General features: G+C 30.3%; 15 protein-coding genes and 2 pseudogenes. 10 read left to right on the top strand and 7 right to left on the bottom strand.

Annotation, left to right across the window (positions count from 1 at the left end; all coding sequences use genetic code 11):
• Positions 1–5 precede the first annotated feature (5 nt).
• Complete coding sequence (locus NSA23_RS10265) at positions 6–704, top strand: alpha/beta hydrolase (RefSeq protein WP_050069908.1); 699 nt, start codon at positions 6–8, stop codon at positions 702–704.
• A gap of 58 nt (positions 705–762) precedes the next feature.
• Here NSA23_RS10265 and NSA23_RS10260 read toward each other — a convergent pair whose 3' ends face one another.
• The 6 genes from NSA23_RS10260 to NSA23_RS10235 all read right to left on the bottom strand — a co-directional run bounded on the left by NSA23_RS10260 (position 763) and on the right by NSA23_RS10235 (position 6,955).
• Positions 763–1,803 carry a 2-hydroxyacid dehydrogenase gene (locus tag NSA23_RS10260; RefSeq protein ID WP_042683374.1) on the bottom strand — a complete coding sequence of 347 codons (1,041 nt, stop codon included), beginning with the start codon at positions 1,801–1,803 and terminating at the stop codon, positions 763–765.
• A gap of 13 nt (positions 1,804–1,816) precedes the next feature.
• Complete coding sequence (locus tag NSA23_RS10255) at positions 1,817–2,671, bottom strand: class II fructose-bisphosphate aldolase (RefSeq protein ID WP_042683375.1); 855 nt, start codon at positions 2,669–2,671, stop codon at positions 1,817–1,819.
• A gap of 12 nt (positions 2,672–2,683) precedes the next feature.
• Positions 2,684–3,442 (bottom strand): SDR family NAD(P)-dependent oxidoreductase, encoded by a 759-nt coding sequence (locus NSA23_RS10250; RefSeq protein WP_042683376.1) that lies wholly within the window; start codon positions 3,440–3,442, stop codon positions 2,684–2,686.
• Positions 3,443–3,458: 16 nt separating this feature from the next.
• Positions 3,459–4,952, bottom strand: coding sequence for an FGGY-family carbohydrate kinase (locus NSA23_RS10245; protein ID WP_042683377.1), 1,494 nt, complete (start codon positions 4,950–4,952; stop codon positions 3,459–3,461).
• Positions 4,953–4,978: 26 nt separating this feature from the next.
• The gene (locus NSA23_RS10240) at positions 4,979–6,241 is read right to left on the bottom strand and encodes a PTS galactitol transporter subunit IIC (protein WP_042683378.1); all 1,263 of its coding nucleotides are present in this window, start codon (positions 6,239–6,241) and stop codon (positions 4,979–4,981) included.
• Between the two features lie 144 nt (positions 6,242–6,385).
• Positions 6,386–6,955, bottom strand: coding sequence for a glycerol-3-phosphate responsive antiterminator (locus NSA23_RS10235; RefSeq protein WP_257490507.1), 570 nt, complete (start codon positions 6,953–6,955; stop codon positions 6,386–6,388).
• Between the two features lie 153 nt (positions 6,956–7,108).
• Here NSA23_RS10235 and NSA23_RS16765 point away from each other — a divergent pair.
• The 6 genes and pseudogenes from NSA23_RS16765 to NSA23_RS10210 form a co-directional block, all read left to right on the top strand.
• Positions 7,109–7,492, top strand: a pseudogene (locus NSA23_RS16765) (hypothetical protein); the annotation flags it as partial.
• Positions 7,493–7,912: 420 nt separating this feature from the next.
• Positions 7,913–8,231 (top strand): annotated as a pseudogene (locus tag NSA23_RS16760) (methyl-accepting chemotaxis protein); the annotation flags it as partial.
• Between the two features lie 129 nt (positions 8,232–8,360).
• A complete protein-coding gene (locus tag NSA23_RS16755; RefSeq protein ID WP_420841085.1) occupies positions 8,361–8,801 on the top strand; it encodes a CZB domain-containing protein in 441 nt (146 codons plus the stop codon).
• 31 nt (positions 8,802–8,832) lie between these two features.
• A complete protein-coding gene (locus tag NSA23_RS10220) occupies positions 8,833–9,135 on the top strand; it encodes an STAS domain-containing protein (protein ID WP_257490504.1) in 303 nt (100 codons plus the stop codon).
• 81 nt (positions 9,136–9,216) lie between these two features.
• A complete protein-coding gene (locus NSA23_RS10215) occupies positions 9,217–10,308 on the top strand; it encodes a PfkB family carbohydrate kinase (RefSeq protein WP_042683379.1) in 1,092 nt (363 codons plus the stop codon).
• Complete coding sequence (locus tag NSA23_RS10210; RefSeq protein WP_042683380.1) at positions 10,302–11,216, top strand: pseudouridine-5'-phosphate glycosidase; 915 nt, start codon at positions 10,302–10,304, stop codon at positions 11,214–11,216. The genes NSA23_RS10215 and NSA23_RS10210 overlap by 7 nt, the downstream gene beginning before the upstream one ends.
• 82 nt (positions 11,217–11,298) lie before the next feature.
• Here the strand turns inward: NSA23_RS10210 and NSA23_RS10205 are convergent, their stop codons facing one another.
• On the bottom strand, positions 11,299–13,341 hold the full coding sequence (locus tag NSA23_RS10205) for a methyl-accepting chemotaxis protein (RefSeq protein WP_042683381.1): 2,043 nt from the start codon (positions 13,339–13,341) through the stop codon (positions 11,299–11,301).
• Between the two features lie 232 nt (positions 13,342–13,573).
• On the opposite strand from NSA23_RS10205, the gene NSA23_RS10200 reads away from it, so the two are divergent.
• From NSA23_RS10200 to NSA23_RS10190, 3 genes are all read left to right on the top strand, one after another.
• Positions 13,574–13,900 (top strand): hypothetical protein, encoded by a 327-nt coding sequence (locus NSA23_RS10200; RefSeq protein WP_042683382.1) that lies wholly within the window; start codon positions 13,574–13,576, stop codon positions 13,898–13,900.
• A 203-nt stretch (positions 13,901–14,103) separates the two neighbouring features.
• The gene (gene murJ / locus NSA23_RS10195; RefSeq protein ID WP_246119238.1) at positions 14,104–15,654 is read left to right on the top strand and encodes a murein biosynthesis integral membrane protein MurJ; all 1,551 of its coding nucleotides are present in this window, start codon (positions 14,104–14,106) and stop codon (positions 15,652–15,654) included.
• Positions 15,655–15,689: 35 nt separating this feature from the next.
• On the top strand, positions 15,690–15,884 hold the full coding sequence (locus NSA23_RS10190) for a hypothetical protein (RefSeq protein WP_042683383.1): 195 nt from the start codon (positions 15,690–15,692) through the stop codon (positions 15,882–15,884).
• The last annotated feature ends 63 nt before the right edge of the window (positions 15,885–15,947 follow it).

The following is a 15,947-nucleotide window of genomic DNA, read 5'->3' as shown; positions in this document are numbered from 1 at the left end:
TTCGAATGGTTAAGAGTGATTTTATATATTCTAAAAATTTAGGAATGGACTGGATATATACATTATGTATTCCCGACGACTATCTAAATGGAAAAGAATACGACCTTTTAATTATACTTCATGGAACTAATGGCAATAACAGAACATTAGTAGATAGAGTTCCTTTGGGGGATATATTAGAAGAATATAAAGATAAAATAGTAGTATTGCCAAATGGTTTTAATTCCTATTATATCGATAACATGGAAAATGCAATTATAGAGGATTTAATTCCATTTTTGGAGGGAGAGTTTAATATAAAAAATATGATAATTGGTGGAGTCTCAATGGGAGGTTTTGGAGCATTAAATCTAACATTAAAATATCCTAAACTATTTAAAAAAGCAGTACTAATATCTCCAGCAATATGGAATCCATTGCCACCAATGGATTCCAGTGTTAGAGATATGTATGCCTTTGGAAAGCCTTTTAATGAAGACAAATGGATAGAAAATAGTTGGATATCAAAGACTGAAAATCTAAGTAAGAATAGCTATATTCTAATACATGGAAATCAAGATGAAATAGTAGAAAGACATAATGTAGATAAGTTTGTTAATTATTGCTTAGATAATGGAATAGAAATTGAATATTATAATATAGATGAGAATCATAATTCTGAAGTTGTAAAAAAAGGATTAGAAATAGCTTTAGAAAGATTGTAATATATATCAATATAATGAATAATAAAATCCCAAGAATTTAAGTTCTTGGGATTCTTACTTACAATCTAATTTCTACATTATTTATTGCTGAAATATTTTTTTCTCCATCAATTATACCTTTTAATATATTAGCTAGTATTTTAGGGCTATTAGAAAAAGCATCTTTTGTAGAGCCAGCAATATGAGGAGTTATTGTAATATTATCTAATTTTAGTATTTCATCATCTTCAGGAATTGGTTCTTTGTCAAATACATCTATTGCTGCTCCAAAGATTTTATCTTCTTTTAGTGCTTTTACTAATGCTTCTTGATTTACTAATCCAGAACGAGCTGTATTTATTAAAACAGCATTTTCTTTCATTAATGAAAGTTCTTTTTCATCAATTAGATGATGGGTATCTTTAGTATATCTTGCATGAATAGTTACTAAATCTGATTGTTTTAAAAGAGTATCTAAATCTACAATTTTTACACCTTCAAATTCTCCTTTAAAGAAAGGATCATAGGCTATTACTTTACTTCCAAAGGCTTTTAAATAGCCAGCTATTAACTGTCCAATATGTCCAAAGCCTACTATTCCAACAGTTTTCCCATTTAATTCAGGAACATAACTACTATTTGGGAAATCTTTTCTCCATTCATTATTTTTTAGGGAGTAGTGGGATCTAGCTATATTTCTAACTTCGCTTAATATCATTCCCATTGTAAACTCAGCTACAGCTCTAGCATTTCTTCCAGGAGTATTTAATACAGCTATATTTTTCTCTCTTGCATAATCTATAGCTACATTTTCAACTCCACCTCTTAAAACTCCTATAAGCTTTAAATTTTTGGCTTTATCGATTACTTTTTTAGATACTGGTGCAAATTGTACTATTATCATATGAAATTTGTCTAAATCCTTTAATAGTTCATCAGATAGCTCTACAGCTTCAGGTCCATTTTGTTCTATAAGTAAATTGTCCCTTTGAAGAGCTTCTTGATTTTCATGATACCAATTTCTAACTTCAACATTAACTCCAATTTTTTCTAAATCTTTAAGTCCATTGTACATAGTTTCCTCATCAATGAAATTGTCAGCAATAGCTAATAAGTTCATTCTATATCACCTCTTAGTTTCCTTTATTTTCTGAGAATGTCATATTTATTTTATTTATTATAGTTTTTCTTAATTCTTCCTTCACTGGTCCAAACATTTCATCTGGTAGAGGATCTATTCTTTTTTGAGATTCAGCTGAAGCTTTTAATCCTTTGAACATAGCTATCCTCAAATCAGCATATAGATTTACCTTTGCAATACCATTCTTTATAGCTTCCTGTACTTGATTGATTGGGGTTCCAGAGCCACCATGTAGAACTAATGGTACAGGACTTATATTATTTATTTCCTTTAATCTTTCTATATTTAATTCAGGTTCTGAAACATATACACCATGGGATGTACCTATGGAAACTGCTAGTGCATCAACCTCTGTTTTATTTACAAATTCTAAAACTTGACTAGGTTCTGTAAGCTTAGTGTCTCCAGTATAGGAACCATCTAGTTCATTTCCTCCAACATATCCTAATTCGGCTTCAACAGTTATATTCTTGGCATGGGCCATTTCTACAACTTTTCTAGTATTAGCTATATTTTCTTCAAATGATAGCATAGAGCCATCATACATTACTGAAGTAAATCCATAATCTATAGCTCTTTCAATTAAATCTAACTTAGTTGCATGATCTAAATGTAGTACAATAGGTATACTATATTTATCAGCAACACCTTTAACCATGGATGTTATATAATCCATACCTTTTTCTTTTAAATCACGTTCCAATGCCATTAGAATAACAGGAGATTTTTTCTCTTCACAAGTATCTAATATTGTTCTTATTAATATATCTTCTGTACAATCAAAGGCAGGAACTGCATACTTTTCTTCTCTTGCTTTTATTAGTACTTCATTTAAATTAACTAACATATTTTCTCCTCCTTATCTCATTAACATTCCGCCAGTAGCGTCTATTGTAGCCCCAGTTATATAAGAAGCTGGTTCAGATACTAAAAATAATACTATATTTGCTATATCTTTTGGAGTTGCTACTCTTCCAATAGGTATTCTGTTTAAATAATAATCTTCTTTTTCATTTAATGCTTTTTTAGTCATATCTGTTTCTACAATTCCTAGTGCTATGGCATTAATATTTATATTGTGTTTAGCCATTTCTCTAGCCATAGATACTGTTAGTGAAACTACACCAGCTTTACTTGCAGCATAGTGAGCATGACCAGTTGTTGAACCATTGAAAGCGGCTTGAGAAGTTACATTTAATATTTTACATGGTCTTTCCTTTTCAATATTTTTTCTTATAAAAGCTTGGCTAGTTAAGAAAACAGAAGTTAAGTTTACATCTATAGTTTTGTTCCATTCATCTAGTGAAATATCTTCTACCCAATTTTTAGGCCAAATTCCTGCATTGTTAATTAAAATATCTACATTACCAAAAGCTTTTTCACCTTCATCTATTAACTTTTTACAATCTTCTGGATTGCCTAAATCAGCTTTTACAGCTATGGCTTTTCCACCTATTTTTTCAATTTCTTCTTTTACTTTAAGAGCAGCTTCACTACTAGAGTTATAGTTTATTACAACATTTGCACCTTCTTTTGCTAGTGCTAAACATATGCCTCTACCTACACCTCTAGAACCTCCAGTGACAATAGCACATTTTCCACTTATTTTTAAATCCATTTCAAATCACCTCAATTTATTCTGATAGTTCTTCCCATAATGGGCTTAGAACTTCTATAGATTTTTTATATAGATTATATTTTTTGTCATATATTTTACTGTTATTTTCATTTGGATAGCATGTATAAGCTACATTTACCATAGAATTAGCTGCAGATTCATAGGATTCAAAGTTTTCAGTAGCTATTCCAGCACATATAGCAGCTCCAAGAGCGCCTAGTTCAGTACTTGTAGTTACTTCTATAGGTATTTGAAGTACATCAGCAAATATTTGAACCCAAACTTCAGATTTTGCAGCTCCACCAGCTATTCTTATAGCTTTTGGTTTCTCTCTATGTTTCAATAGTTTATCAATATGAGCTCTATGGCAGAAGGCTACACCCTCATATATGGCTCTCAATAAATGAGCTTTTGTATGCCAACCATTTAGTCCAATAAAAGAAGCTTTAGCGTTTGCATCTACATTTGTTCCATATAGAAAAGGTAAAAATACAATATTACTTTCTTCAGGGGATATACTACTTACTAATTTGTTTGCTTCATCATAGGCGTTGGTATTATTATTCATAAATTCAGTTACAAACCATTCTAAGTTGCTTGCTGAAGTAGGACTGGCTTCTGTAGTTAGCCAATAACCTTTCATACAATATATAGAAGTCATAAATAGATCTTTTGATATCACAGGTTCTTTACTAATATATTCATTTATACTCCAAGTACCAGCTACCATACAAAGTTTTTCTTCCTCAGTGAGTCCAGTCGCTATAGCTGAGGCATCTATATCAAATAAGCCCCCAGCCACAGGGGTACCTTCCATAAGTCCTGTTTCTTTAGCAGCCTCACTAGTTATATATCCACATATTTCTGAGGAATATTTTAAAGGTGGAAGTTTATCCATAATTTCTTCAATGCCAAACTCACTTAATAGTTTTTCATCATATTTAACATCTTTAACATTCATAAGATTAGTTCCAGACATATCAGTTATTTCTGCATAGGCTTCATTGGTTAATCTATACCTTATATAGTCTTTACACATAAATATCCATTTTGTTTTTTTAAGTACTTCTGGATTATTATCTTTAAACCAAGCTAAAAGAGGAACTGGCTGACCTGCCCATATAGATTGCATAGTTTTAAGGAGTACTTTTTCAAAAGTAGTGTCACTATACCACTTTTCAACATAATCTTTTGCTCTAGTATCTGTAGATATAATCCCATTGTAAGCAGGGTTTCCATCTTTATCTACTAGATACATTCCATTACCATGGCCAGTTGTTGCTATTCCCGCTATATCTTTAGGGTCTACTTTACTTATTTCTATTACATCTCTTATAGATTTCACATTTGCTTGCCACATTTCTTCCATATCTCTTTCTGTAAATCCAGGTTTAGGCATTATAGTTTTTGTTTTATATCCAGATACAGCTATTTCTTTTCCACTTAAATCATATAAGGCTGCCTTAGACATAGTGCCACCATTATCTATACCTATTAAATATTTTCCCATAGTGAACCCTCCTAAAATCAATATTTCTATCTGAAAATTGTAGAAAGCTTTATTAATATCCAGCCTAATGGAGTAGTTGCGCCTCCAACTAAATTAGCCATTTGTGTATTTGAACCAATACCTTTTGGTAGTGTTACATTAGCCAGTTCTGCAGCTTTTGTATAATAAGGAGCTATATCAGAACCTGCATATAGTACTAATGTAATAATTACTAAACCACTTATAAATATTCTAACCATATTTTTTTTACAATATGGAGATATCATAGCTATTAAGAAAACTATCGATGCTAAATCTACAAAAGGTAGAACTTTGTTTCCAGGAAGTATAACAGCTAACAATAATGCAGCTGGTATCATTAATAATCCTGTAGCTAAAACTGCTGGATCCCCTACAAGTAAAGCAGTATCTAATCCAATATAAAACTCTCTATCTGGAAACTTTTTCTTGAGTGTTTTTTCCGCTGCATCTCTTACAGTAACTAATCCTTCTACTAACACATTAATCATTGCTGGAAGAAGTACCATAACTGCTGCAACTTTAACTGATAAACCTAAAATATCAGTAAAACTCCAACCTGCTAATATTCCAAGAACTGCACCTAGTATTGTTCCTAAAGTTAAAGGTTCACCCATAACTCCAAATTTTTCAGTTATTGTATCTGGATTAGCATCTATTTTATTTAATCCAGGAATCTTTTCGATAATCCAATTTACTACTATTCCAATAGGTACATAAATAGCTGATGTAGCATGGGCAAAAGAAACACCTTTTAAATCATAAGCTTCTTGAACTCTGGGAGCAGTTTTATCAGCAATTATTAGAGTAATTAAGAAATGAATAAGTGCTCCAGCCGATGAAATAGCTATGTTTCCTGTAACTGCATATATGACTCCTCCTGTAAGTAGGAAGTGCCAATAATTAAATATGTCTATATTTACTGTCTTTGTCATATTTAAAACTAGTAGTATTAAATTTAGAAGTAATCCTCCAAATACTACAAAGGGAACTATTGGAGAACCCCATCCTATAGTAGCTGCTACAGGCCATCCAGCATCTACTACAGTTAAATTTAGTCCGAACCTTTCTACCATAGCCTCAGCTGCGGGGCCTAAACTATCTAATAGTAGACCAATAACAAGTCCAATACCTTCAAAACCAATACCTACCAGCATACCAGCTTTAAAAGCTTTTCCTATTTTTACTCCAAAGATTAGAGCCAGTATGAAAAATATTATTGGCATCATTACTGATGGTCCCATACTGATAATTGTGTTAATAACATTCATAAAAACTCCTCCTTATTATTAAGTATTTACTTCTTATTGTTTGTTAATACTATTTATAAATACAAAAAAAGCCCTGCCAAAGAGAAATTTAAAAACTTCTCTTTAAGCAGGACTTCTTCTATTCACTATCCTACAAATTTTATTTTATTGTAAATTCCAAAGGGCTTTAGTACTAGTAGTGACCCCATTGAACCCTAATTTTTTAAATTCTTCTACACTTTTTTTATTTTCTACAAATCCTCCAGCTAAAATAGGTATTTTTTTATTTTTGACAATCTCATTAGCAAATTTGGGAGCTAAAGGAGAAGGAAGAAGTTCTACAGCATCTGCTTGTGAATTTCTAAAAGATTTTAAGCTGGAATCTACGGCCTTTGAGTCCATTAAGAAAAATCTTTGAATTGTAAATAGGCCTACAGATTTGCACATATTTATTGTAATCATATTCGAAGTTAGTATTCCATCTAATTTAAATAGGTCTTTTAATAATTTAACTCCCATTCTATCAGACGAAAACCCACCTACTAAATCTACATTTACAAGAACTCTTTTATTTTTTTTATGACATATCTGGGTTAAATTTTTTAAATTTCCTATATGAACTTCCGACAACAGTACAATATCTAGTGGACTGTTTAAAGCATAATCCAGATCTTTTAATATTCTAACTGATGGTACAATAGTAAATCCATTAAAGATTTTTTTCAAACTAATCACCTAAATTGAAAACGTTTTGTATATAATTGTAGCATAAATTCCTCTAATGTCAATGAAAATTTTATCCGATATAATAGAAGATATGTAAAGTGGGTTGAAAGTACTACTTTTTGGGTATGTATTATAATAAAAATAGGAAGGGAGTCTCATAAAATGTTTAAACGTTCTTTAAGTATTAAAGGAAAAATGCTACTTAGTATGATGCTTATATTTGTAATTGTAGTGGGAGGGTTAGTAGGCCTTTATATTCATTTAAATAATAAATATTTACAAAAGGAACTTGATGGATTGTCAGGAGGAACTATATCTTTAGATCATGTAAAAGAAATAAGGATCAAAAGTTATAAAATTATATTTACTTTACTTATTGTATCTACAGTATTAGTAGGGGCTATGAGTAGTTTTTTAATTAAAAAATTAAGTAAAGAAGTAGAAGAGTTGCAAGATAATATGTACATAGCAGGAAAAGGAGACCTTACAACCAGATGTAATGTGAAAACTATTGATGAAATAGGAGATTTAAAATCTTCATTTAACGTTATGGTGGCAAAGCAGACAGATATAGTTAATGGTTTAAAGCAGACGGTAAGGATTTTATCTGAAACTTCAGAAGATATGGCAGCTATTAGTGCTGAGGTTACTTCTGCTGTAGAAGAAATAGCTTCAAATATGGAAGCTGTCTCTGAAGATTCTCAGGTAGGAAATGAAGCTACATTAGAAGTTTCTCAAGTACTATTGGAACTTTCTTCTCTAATTCAAATGTCAAAAAAATTGGCGCTATCTACAGAAGAAAATTCTAATATAGCCTTAAATGCTGCTATAGAAGGAAAAGAGACTATAGAAAAGGCAATGGAATCAATGAAGATTATTGAGGAAAAATCATGTGATGTAGAGAACTTAGTCCAAAATTTTACAAAACACCTAGAAGAAATAACTAATGTTAGCAGTACAATAAATGGATTGGCAGATCAAGACCAATCTTTTAGCTTTAAATGCTTCTATAGAAGCGGCAAGAGCAGGTGAATTGGGAAAGGGATTTGCTGTAGTAGCTGATGAAATAAGGAAACTGGCAGAACAGTCAAATAAGGAGGCTAATGAAGTAGCAAACTTAGTAAATAAAATAGAAGAGATAACTAGTTTACTGATAACTGCTTCTAATGAGAGTAAAGAGAAGGTAAAGGAAGGCACTTATGTAGCTGAAAAAGGCGTTGAGTCCCTTGATAATATAATGGGAACTGTGGGAAATACAGTAGATAATATAAAGGAAATAGTAGAAGTTACAGAAAATGAGGTAGCTAGTTCAGATAAAATTATAGATCTTATTAATCATGTAGCTACATCTATAGAAAATGCTATTTCTCATGTAGCAGAAGTAGCAGCATCAACAGAAGAAATAACTGCTTCTATGGAAAATGTAAACGAAGCTACTATTGAAACAAGCCAAATAGCATTTGATATTGAAAAAATGGTAGGAGATATAAAAACAAAGGATACTTCTGATTTAAACGATATAGAAATATTGGAAACAGCTAAGACTGATCATCTTATGTGGAAACTTAAGGTGGAGAACATGATAAAAGGCATGGAAACTTTAGATTTAGATGATGTAGTTTCTCATACAGCTTGTAGACTAGGACAGTGGTATTTTCAGGAAAATAATCCCTTTAAGGACGAAAAAGCTTACATAGAATTAAACCATCCTCATAAAATGGTACATGAATCCGCTATAAATGCTGTAGAAGCATATAATAGTGGAAATTTAAAAAAGTCAAGGAAATATTTAAAAGACTTACAGTACTATTCGGGTATAGTTATTAATGAACTTAATAAGTTGATGGAAAGTTAAATGAAAATTTAAAATGAGAGGAAGATAAGACATGGAAAAAAACATAATAGGAGATGACAAAATTATTATATCTATTTCTGGAGATTTAACTGTAGATAGAGCGATTTCTCTAAGAAAAGATCTACTAAATTATATAGCAAAAGGCTATAATCACATTGTAGCAGATGTAACAAATTTAGATTTTATTGATAGCACAGGACTCGGAGTGTTAGTAGCTACTAATAAAATTGCTCATAAAAAAAATGGAGAAGTGAGTATAAAAGGACTTAAAGGGTCTATTAAGACAATATTTCGTAATACTAGATTAGACAAAGTATTTCATATATGTGGTTAAGTATTGACAAAATAAATAGATAATAGTATCATTAAAAATAAGCAATTGTTTATATATAAGCAAATATTAAGGGGTTTTTTTATGACTAGGAGAGAAGAGGAAATATTAGAGCTTATATCTAAAAATCCAATGATATCTCAAAAAGAAATGGCAAATATATTAGGAATTAGTCGTTCCTCTGTAGCAGTTCATATTACAAATCTTATGAAAAAAGGATATATTCTTGGGAAAGGATATATTGTGAAAAGAAAACCTTATGTAACTATTTTAGGAGGAGCCAATGTAGATGTATTAGGCTTTCCTTATGACAAGATTATAGAAGAAGATTCAAATCTAGGAACGACTACTATTTCTTTAGGAGGAGTAGGTAGAAATATAGGAGAAAATTTAACTAGATTAGGAATAGATACAAGGCTTATAACGGTTCTTGGCAAGGATGTGTACGGAAAACTTATTATGGAAGAGTCTTCAAAGATAGGCTTAAATATCTCAGATTCTCTAATACTTTCCAATGAACAGACTTCTACTTATCTCTGTATTTTAGATGAAAATGGAAATATAAATGTAGCTGTATCTTCAATGGACATATTTGAAAATATGACTATACCATTTATTGAGGAAAAAAGAGACTTAATAGAAAATTCTAGATTATGCATAGTAGATACCAATATAAATAAAGAAGTATTAGAATATATGGTTACTAATTTTAAAGTGGATTTCTTCTTAGATACAGTATCTACGTCAAAAGCTAAAAAAGCAAGTGATATAATAGGATATTTTCATACTATAAAGCCAAATAAGATGGAGGCAGAAATATTATCAGGTATTGAAATAAATAATGAAGAGGATTTAAAAAAGGTTTCTTATTATTTTATCAATAAAGGTGTTAAAAGAGTTTTTATTTCCTTAGGAAAAGAAGGAGTATATTATTTTGATGGAAAAGTAGAAAAAAGAGCTTTCCCACCAAAGGCAGAATTAATTAATGCAACTGGGGCAGGAGATGCTTTCATAGCAGGATTAGTCTACTCCTATTTAAAGGATTTTTCTATTGATAACACTATAGCTTTTGCAACAGGTGCAGCCATTGTTACACTGGAAAATGAAAATACTATAAATCCTAATATTTCATCTGAAAAGATTAAAAAAAGAATAGAGGAGATTGAAATATGTTAGAACAATATATTGAAATTAAGGAGGAAGTAAAAAAAGCTTTAGATGAAAATAAAGCTGTAGTAGCCCTTGAGTCTACTATAATAGCCCATGGCATGCCTTATCCAAAAAATGTTGAAACAGCACTAGAAGTAGAAAAGATAATTAGGGATAGAGGAGCTATACCAGCTACTATTGCTATATTAGATGGAAAAATTAAGGTGGGACTTTCTAAAGAAGAAATAGAATATTTAGGTAAAGCAGAAGATGTATATAAAGTCAGTAGAAGAGATTTGCCTTTTATAGTATCTAAAGGATTGAATGGGGCTACTACAGTAGCTAGTACTATGATAATAGCTAAAATGGCAGGAATAAAAGTATTTGTTACTGGGGGAATAGGTGGAGTCCATAGAGGAGCTGAAGAATCTTTTGATATTTCAGCAGATCTTCAAGAACTTGCTAAGACTAATGTAGCAGTAGTATGTGCAGGAGCTAAATCTATTTTAGATCTAGGTCTTACATTAGAATACCTTGAAACCTTTGGAGTACCAGTTGTGGGATTTGGAACGGAAGAATTTCCAGCATTTTTCACAAGAAAAAGTGGTTTTGAAGTAGATTATAGGATAGATAGTGAAAAAGAACTTGCAGAAGTTATAAATACAAAATGGGATCTAGGGCTTAATGGTGGAATAATAGTGGCTAATCCAATTCCAGAAGAATATGAAATGGATCATAATGTAATAAATATAGCTATTTCAGAAGCCTTAAAAGAAGCAGAAGAAAAAGGTGCTAAAGGTAAAAAGGTAACTCCGTTCTTACTTGAAAATGTAAAAGAAAAAACTAGTGGAAATAGCTTAGAATCCAATATTAGATTAGTTTATAATAATGCATTAGTTGGAGCAAATTTAGCTATAGAATTAGAAAGGTTATAGAAATAGCACTTGCTAATATATGAGAACTATTAAAGGGAAAATATATTCAATATATTTTCCCTTTAATAGTTTTTACTATAAATTAAAGTTTAATTTGTGACATAAATTCTTGCAATTCTCCTGCTATTTCTGCTAAAGCTTCAGTAGAAGAGGCAATTTCCTCCATGGAAGCCGTTTGTTCTTCTGTAGCTGCAGAGACATTTTGAATTTGCTCAGATACGTTTTTGCTATGTTCTTTCATAGAGCTAGAGGAATCTAATACATTGGTATTTCCCTCAGCTACTTGATATATAGCTTGATTTATACTTTCTATCTGATTATTTACATCTGTCGTTAAAGTAGCGATTTTTTCAAAAGTGTCCTTAGCTATATTAACCGTACTCATTCCAGTATCCACATCTTTTTCATTTGAGTCCATATTAATATTTGCTTGCTCAATTATATATTGGTTTTCCTGTATCAATAAATCTATTTTTTCGGTGGACTTTTGAGTTTCCTCAGCAAGTTTCCTAATTTCTTCAGCTACAACAGCAAATCCACTGCCGGCTTCTCCAGCTCTAGCTGCTTCTATGGCAGCATTTAAGGCTAAAAGATTAGTTTGTTCAGCAATAGATTGAATAACATCTATTATCTCATCCATTTGGCTAGAGCTATTATTTATATCTTTTAAAGAATCTCTAACTAAGTTTGTGCTTTTGGCAATGCTTACCATTTGGTTAAGAGCTTCTTCTATTTTTCCTTTTCCCTCATTGGTCTGTTCTAGAACTTTATTACTTAAATCACTAGCATCATGAGAAAGACCAAACATATTGTCTATTTCTTTTGAAACATTTTCAATAGCAGAGGTTACATTTAAAACTTCTTTTAGCTGTTCTTCTGAACTATTAGCTATTTGATTGGCAGATTCTGCAATATTTGTAGCTGCTGCTGTAGATTCTTCAGAAGTAGCAGCTAATTCCTCTGAAGAAGCTGCTACTTGTTCAGAGGTTGAAGAAATATTTTCTGTAAAAGTTCTAAAATTATTTAATATCTCATTAAAAGAATTAGCTATATTACCTATTTCATCTTTCCTGTTTAAAAATTTTTCAGCCATATTTTCCGAAAAGTCTAGATCAGAAATATTTTTAGCCTTATTTGTTATTAAAATTAAAGGATTAGTAATATTTTTGGTGAATATAAATGAAAATCCAATTCCTATAGCCATCGCAGCTAAAGTTAAAATGATTATTGTATTTCTTAAACTATTTAATTTAGCTAAGGCTTCATTTTCTGGAGCAGTTACTGCAATAGACCATCCAGTAGATTTTATAGGAGCATATCCTATTAGTTTCTTTTGGCCTTTATATTCATATTGTCCTATATTGGATTTTCCTTTTAGCATATCTTTATAAATATTTGTAAGCTTATTATCCTTGTCTTTTATATTCTCTAAATCTAATTCTTTACTTTCTAATATTTTTTTATCAGGATGGTATATTATATTTCCAAGATTGTTCATTAATACAGCATGGCCAGACTTACCAACTTTTATATCACTAGCAATATTGTAAAAGTCTTCTGCTTTTACATAGCCGACTAATACACCTACTATTTTTCCCTCATGTTTAAGAGGTGCAGATATAGCTATTTGCATAACTCCACTAGTTTTGCCTCTAAAAGGTTCGGAAAAATAATTATTTCCGTTTCTAGAAGCATTAAAATAATCTCTATCGCCAACATTTGCTTTAACTCCATCAATGAAAGTTATTTTCCCATCTGTATCTGCTACTCCAAAATTTGAATAGCCAAGTCTTTCTTTTTCTGTTTTCAAAACTGAATCCTTTTCTTTTTTAGAAACTTTAGGATCACTAATTCTTTCAAAATGACTTAAAGTATCTACTGTTGTTATATATTTATTTATTCTTTCATCAATAAGTTTTGAAGCATCTTGAGAGGTATCTTGTAAGTTATTATATGTATCCGATACTATGAAGTTTTTAGAAATTGTATAAGTAACAGCTCCTAAAATTAAGGAAAGTATCACTATTACACTAGTAATTGAAATAAGTATCCTAGTACGAATAGTTTTAGATTTTATTTGTCCTTCTTTTGCGTTTATTTCTTCCTTTTCCTTTTTATTTTCCATTTAGATCCTCCTTTTAAACAATATTTTAAAAATAAATAGGACAATGGCACTACATGTTATAGTAATAAAGGTCTAATTATATATATCGAACAAAATATTATTTAATTTAGTAATATTTTAAAAATACTATAATTTAATTTTAATTAGAGAGTATAATTAATGGACATTATAATGAATAATTAGATGAAATGATATATAATATACAGGTATAAGGATGAAAGGAGTAGGACTAATGCTCAAAAAAACTATACCTTTTGAAGTATATACTATAGAGGACAACTATAGTGATAAAAAGGAAGGGATAAATTTAGAAGAACTAGATAATTACATAATAGTAGGTATAACAAAGAGATTTTCAACTCCAGGATATGATATGGAAGTAGAAAATATAATAAAGACAGAAGAGGGAGAATTTGAGATCAATCTTTTTATTATACCTCCTAAAGAAGGTAGTATTCTTCTTCAAGTTATAAGTTACAAAACTTTAGCTATCAAAATAGATAAATCTTATTTAGGCAAAGGACCTTATAAGTTTAAACTAGCTAAAATTAGAAATTAAGGAGTAAAAAGTTTGAAAAGGTCATTATTTATCCAAAGGATAGTTTAAAAATCAATGGATTTTAAAATTGCAGATAAAAATTTGTATACAGCTAAGGTAAGAAGGGGCTACCATTTTAGGTAGCTTTTTTTAAGTCAATATAAAGTTTATATGATATAATTAAAAGATAATTATATTTTTAAATATTTTAGGGGGTTTTTCATTTGAGTAGCAGTAAAAGAAGAGTTGCTCAATCAGCAGCTATGATTGCAATGGCTACATTATTTAGTAAATTCCTAGGTTTTCTAAGAGAAGTACTTATTGCCTCAAAATTTGGTTCAGGATATGAAACAGATACTTATTTTGTTGCTATGACGGCAACTGTATTGATTATGACTACTATTGGAACGGCACTTAAAACCACCTTGATTCCAATTTTTTCTGAAATTCAGGAGAGGAAAGGAAAAAATAAAAAATTAGATTATATGACCAATGTATTAAATGTTATATTTATAATAACTATTTTATTAGTTATTGTAGGCTATTTTGTCTCTCCTTTTGTAGTGAAGATTTTGGCCAAAGGTTTTACAGGAGAACAATATGAATTAGCTATAAAATTAAATAGGATTGGTCTTCCTATAATTATATTTTTAGGACTTAGTTATGTTTTTTCAGGATTTCTTGAAAGTAATGAAGTGTTTGGACCACCAGCTATAGCTGGCATTCCATTTAATTTAGTATATATAGTCTACCTTTTAACAGTTTCACAAAAGCTTGGAATTATAGGTCTTATGGTAACAAGTGTCATAGCATCTGCTGCCCAATGGCTTATTCAAATACCAGCTGCTAAAAGATTAGGATTTAAATATTCACTTAAAGTAGATTTAAAAGATAGATATATAGAAAAAGCATTGATGTTAACAGCTCCAGTGCTATTAGGTTCTGCTGTACAACAGATAAATGTAATAATAGACAGGACTTTAGCTTCTAGTTTAAAAGAGGGTAGTATATCTGCATTAAATTATGCCACAAGGGTTAATGATATGATTATATCTGTTTTTGTCATGGCTATAACTACAGTTATATTTCCAATGCTCTCCAAAGCTTTTACAAGGGAAAATTTAAAGGAAGCTAAAGACATAATGGAAGAAGGAATAAATATTATACTAATAATAACTGTACCTGCTACCATAGGAATAATAATACTTGCAGAACCTGCTATAAAAGTTTTCTTTGAAAGAGGTGCTTTTGATAGTCAAGCAACTTCCATGACTTCAAGTGCATTATTATTTTATTCTTTAGGGCTTATTGCTAGTTCCTTAAGACTTATGCTCAATAAAGTATTTTATTCAATACAAGATACTTCAACTCCAATGATTAATGGAGCAATAGCTGTAGGAATAAATGTAGCACTCAATTATATATTAATAAGATACATGGCTCATTCTGGACTAGCGTTAGCTACAAGTATTTCCTCAATAGTTACCACTATACTTTTATTTATATCCTTAAGAAAGAAAATAGGAAGCATGGGTATTAAATCATATATAATATGCTTCATTAAAACTTTAATTGCTTCCATAATAATGGGCTTAGTAGTATATGGAATATATTTTAAATTTGGTTCATTATTTCCAAATAAATCTATTATAGAACTGTTATTACTTATATTAGCAGTATCTGTAGGCGTTTTAATTTATTTTGTTTTATGTTGTTTATTGCGAGTAAAAGAAATGAGGACGCTCTTAGGAAGACTTAAAAAATCTAGAAAATAATTCTGCGGATATATGGGAATGGTTGGTGAAGCTATATGATGGGAAAATTTAAAGAAAAATTGGGAGAAGAAATTAATATTGGAAGCATATCAAATGATGAGTTGATGGCGGCTTTAGACCAAATTGGAAGAGATTTAATATATAATTATTTTCTATATGGAGAAGATGTAAGTCATGAAGTTTTCATAGAAAATTTAAAAAGGTATTTAGAGTTAAATAAATATTTTTAAGTTTTGTATAATGAAAGCTGCTCTAAATTATTTAAATAGTTTAGAGCAGCTTATTTAATTATT

Origin of the sequence: Anaerosalibacter massiliensis (assembly GCF_024623155.1) — a bacterium.
In the GTDB taxonomy this organism is placed as follows: domain Bacteria; phylum Bacillota; class Clostridia; order Tissierellales; family Sporanaerobacteraceae; genus Anaerosalibacter; species Anaerosalibacter massiliensis.
Note: the sequence above shows the minus strand (reverse complement) of the source record. Positions and strands in the feature narration are given on the sequence as shown.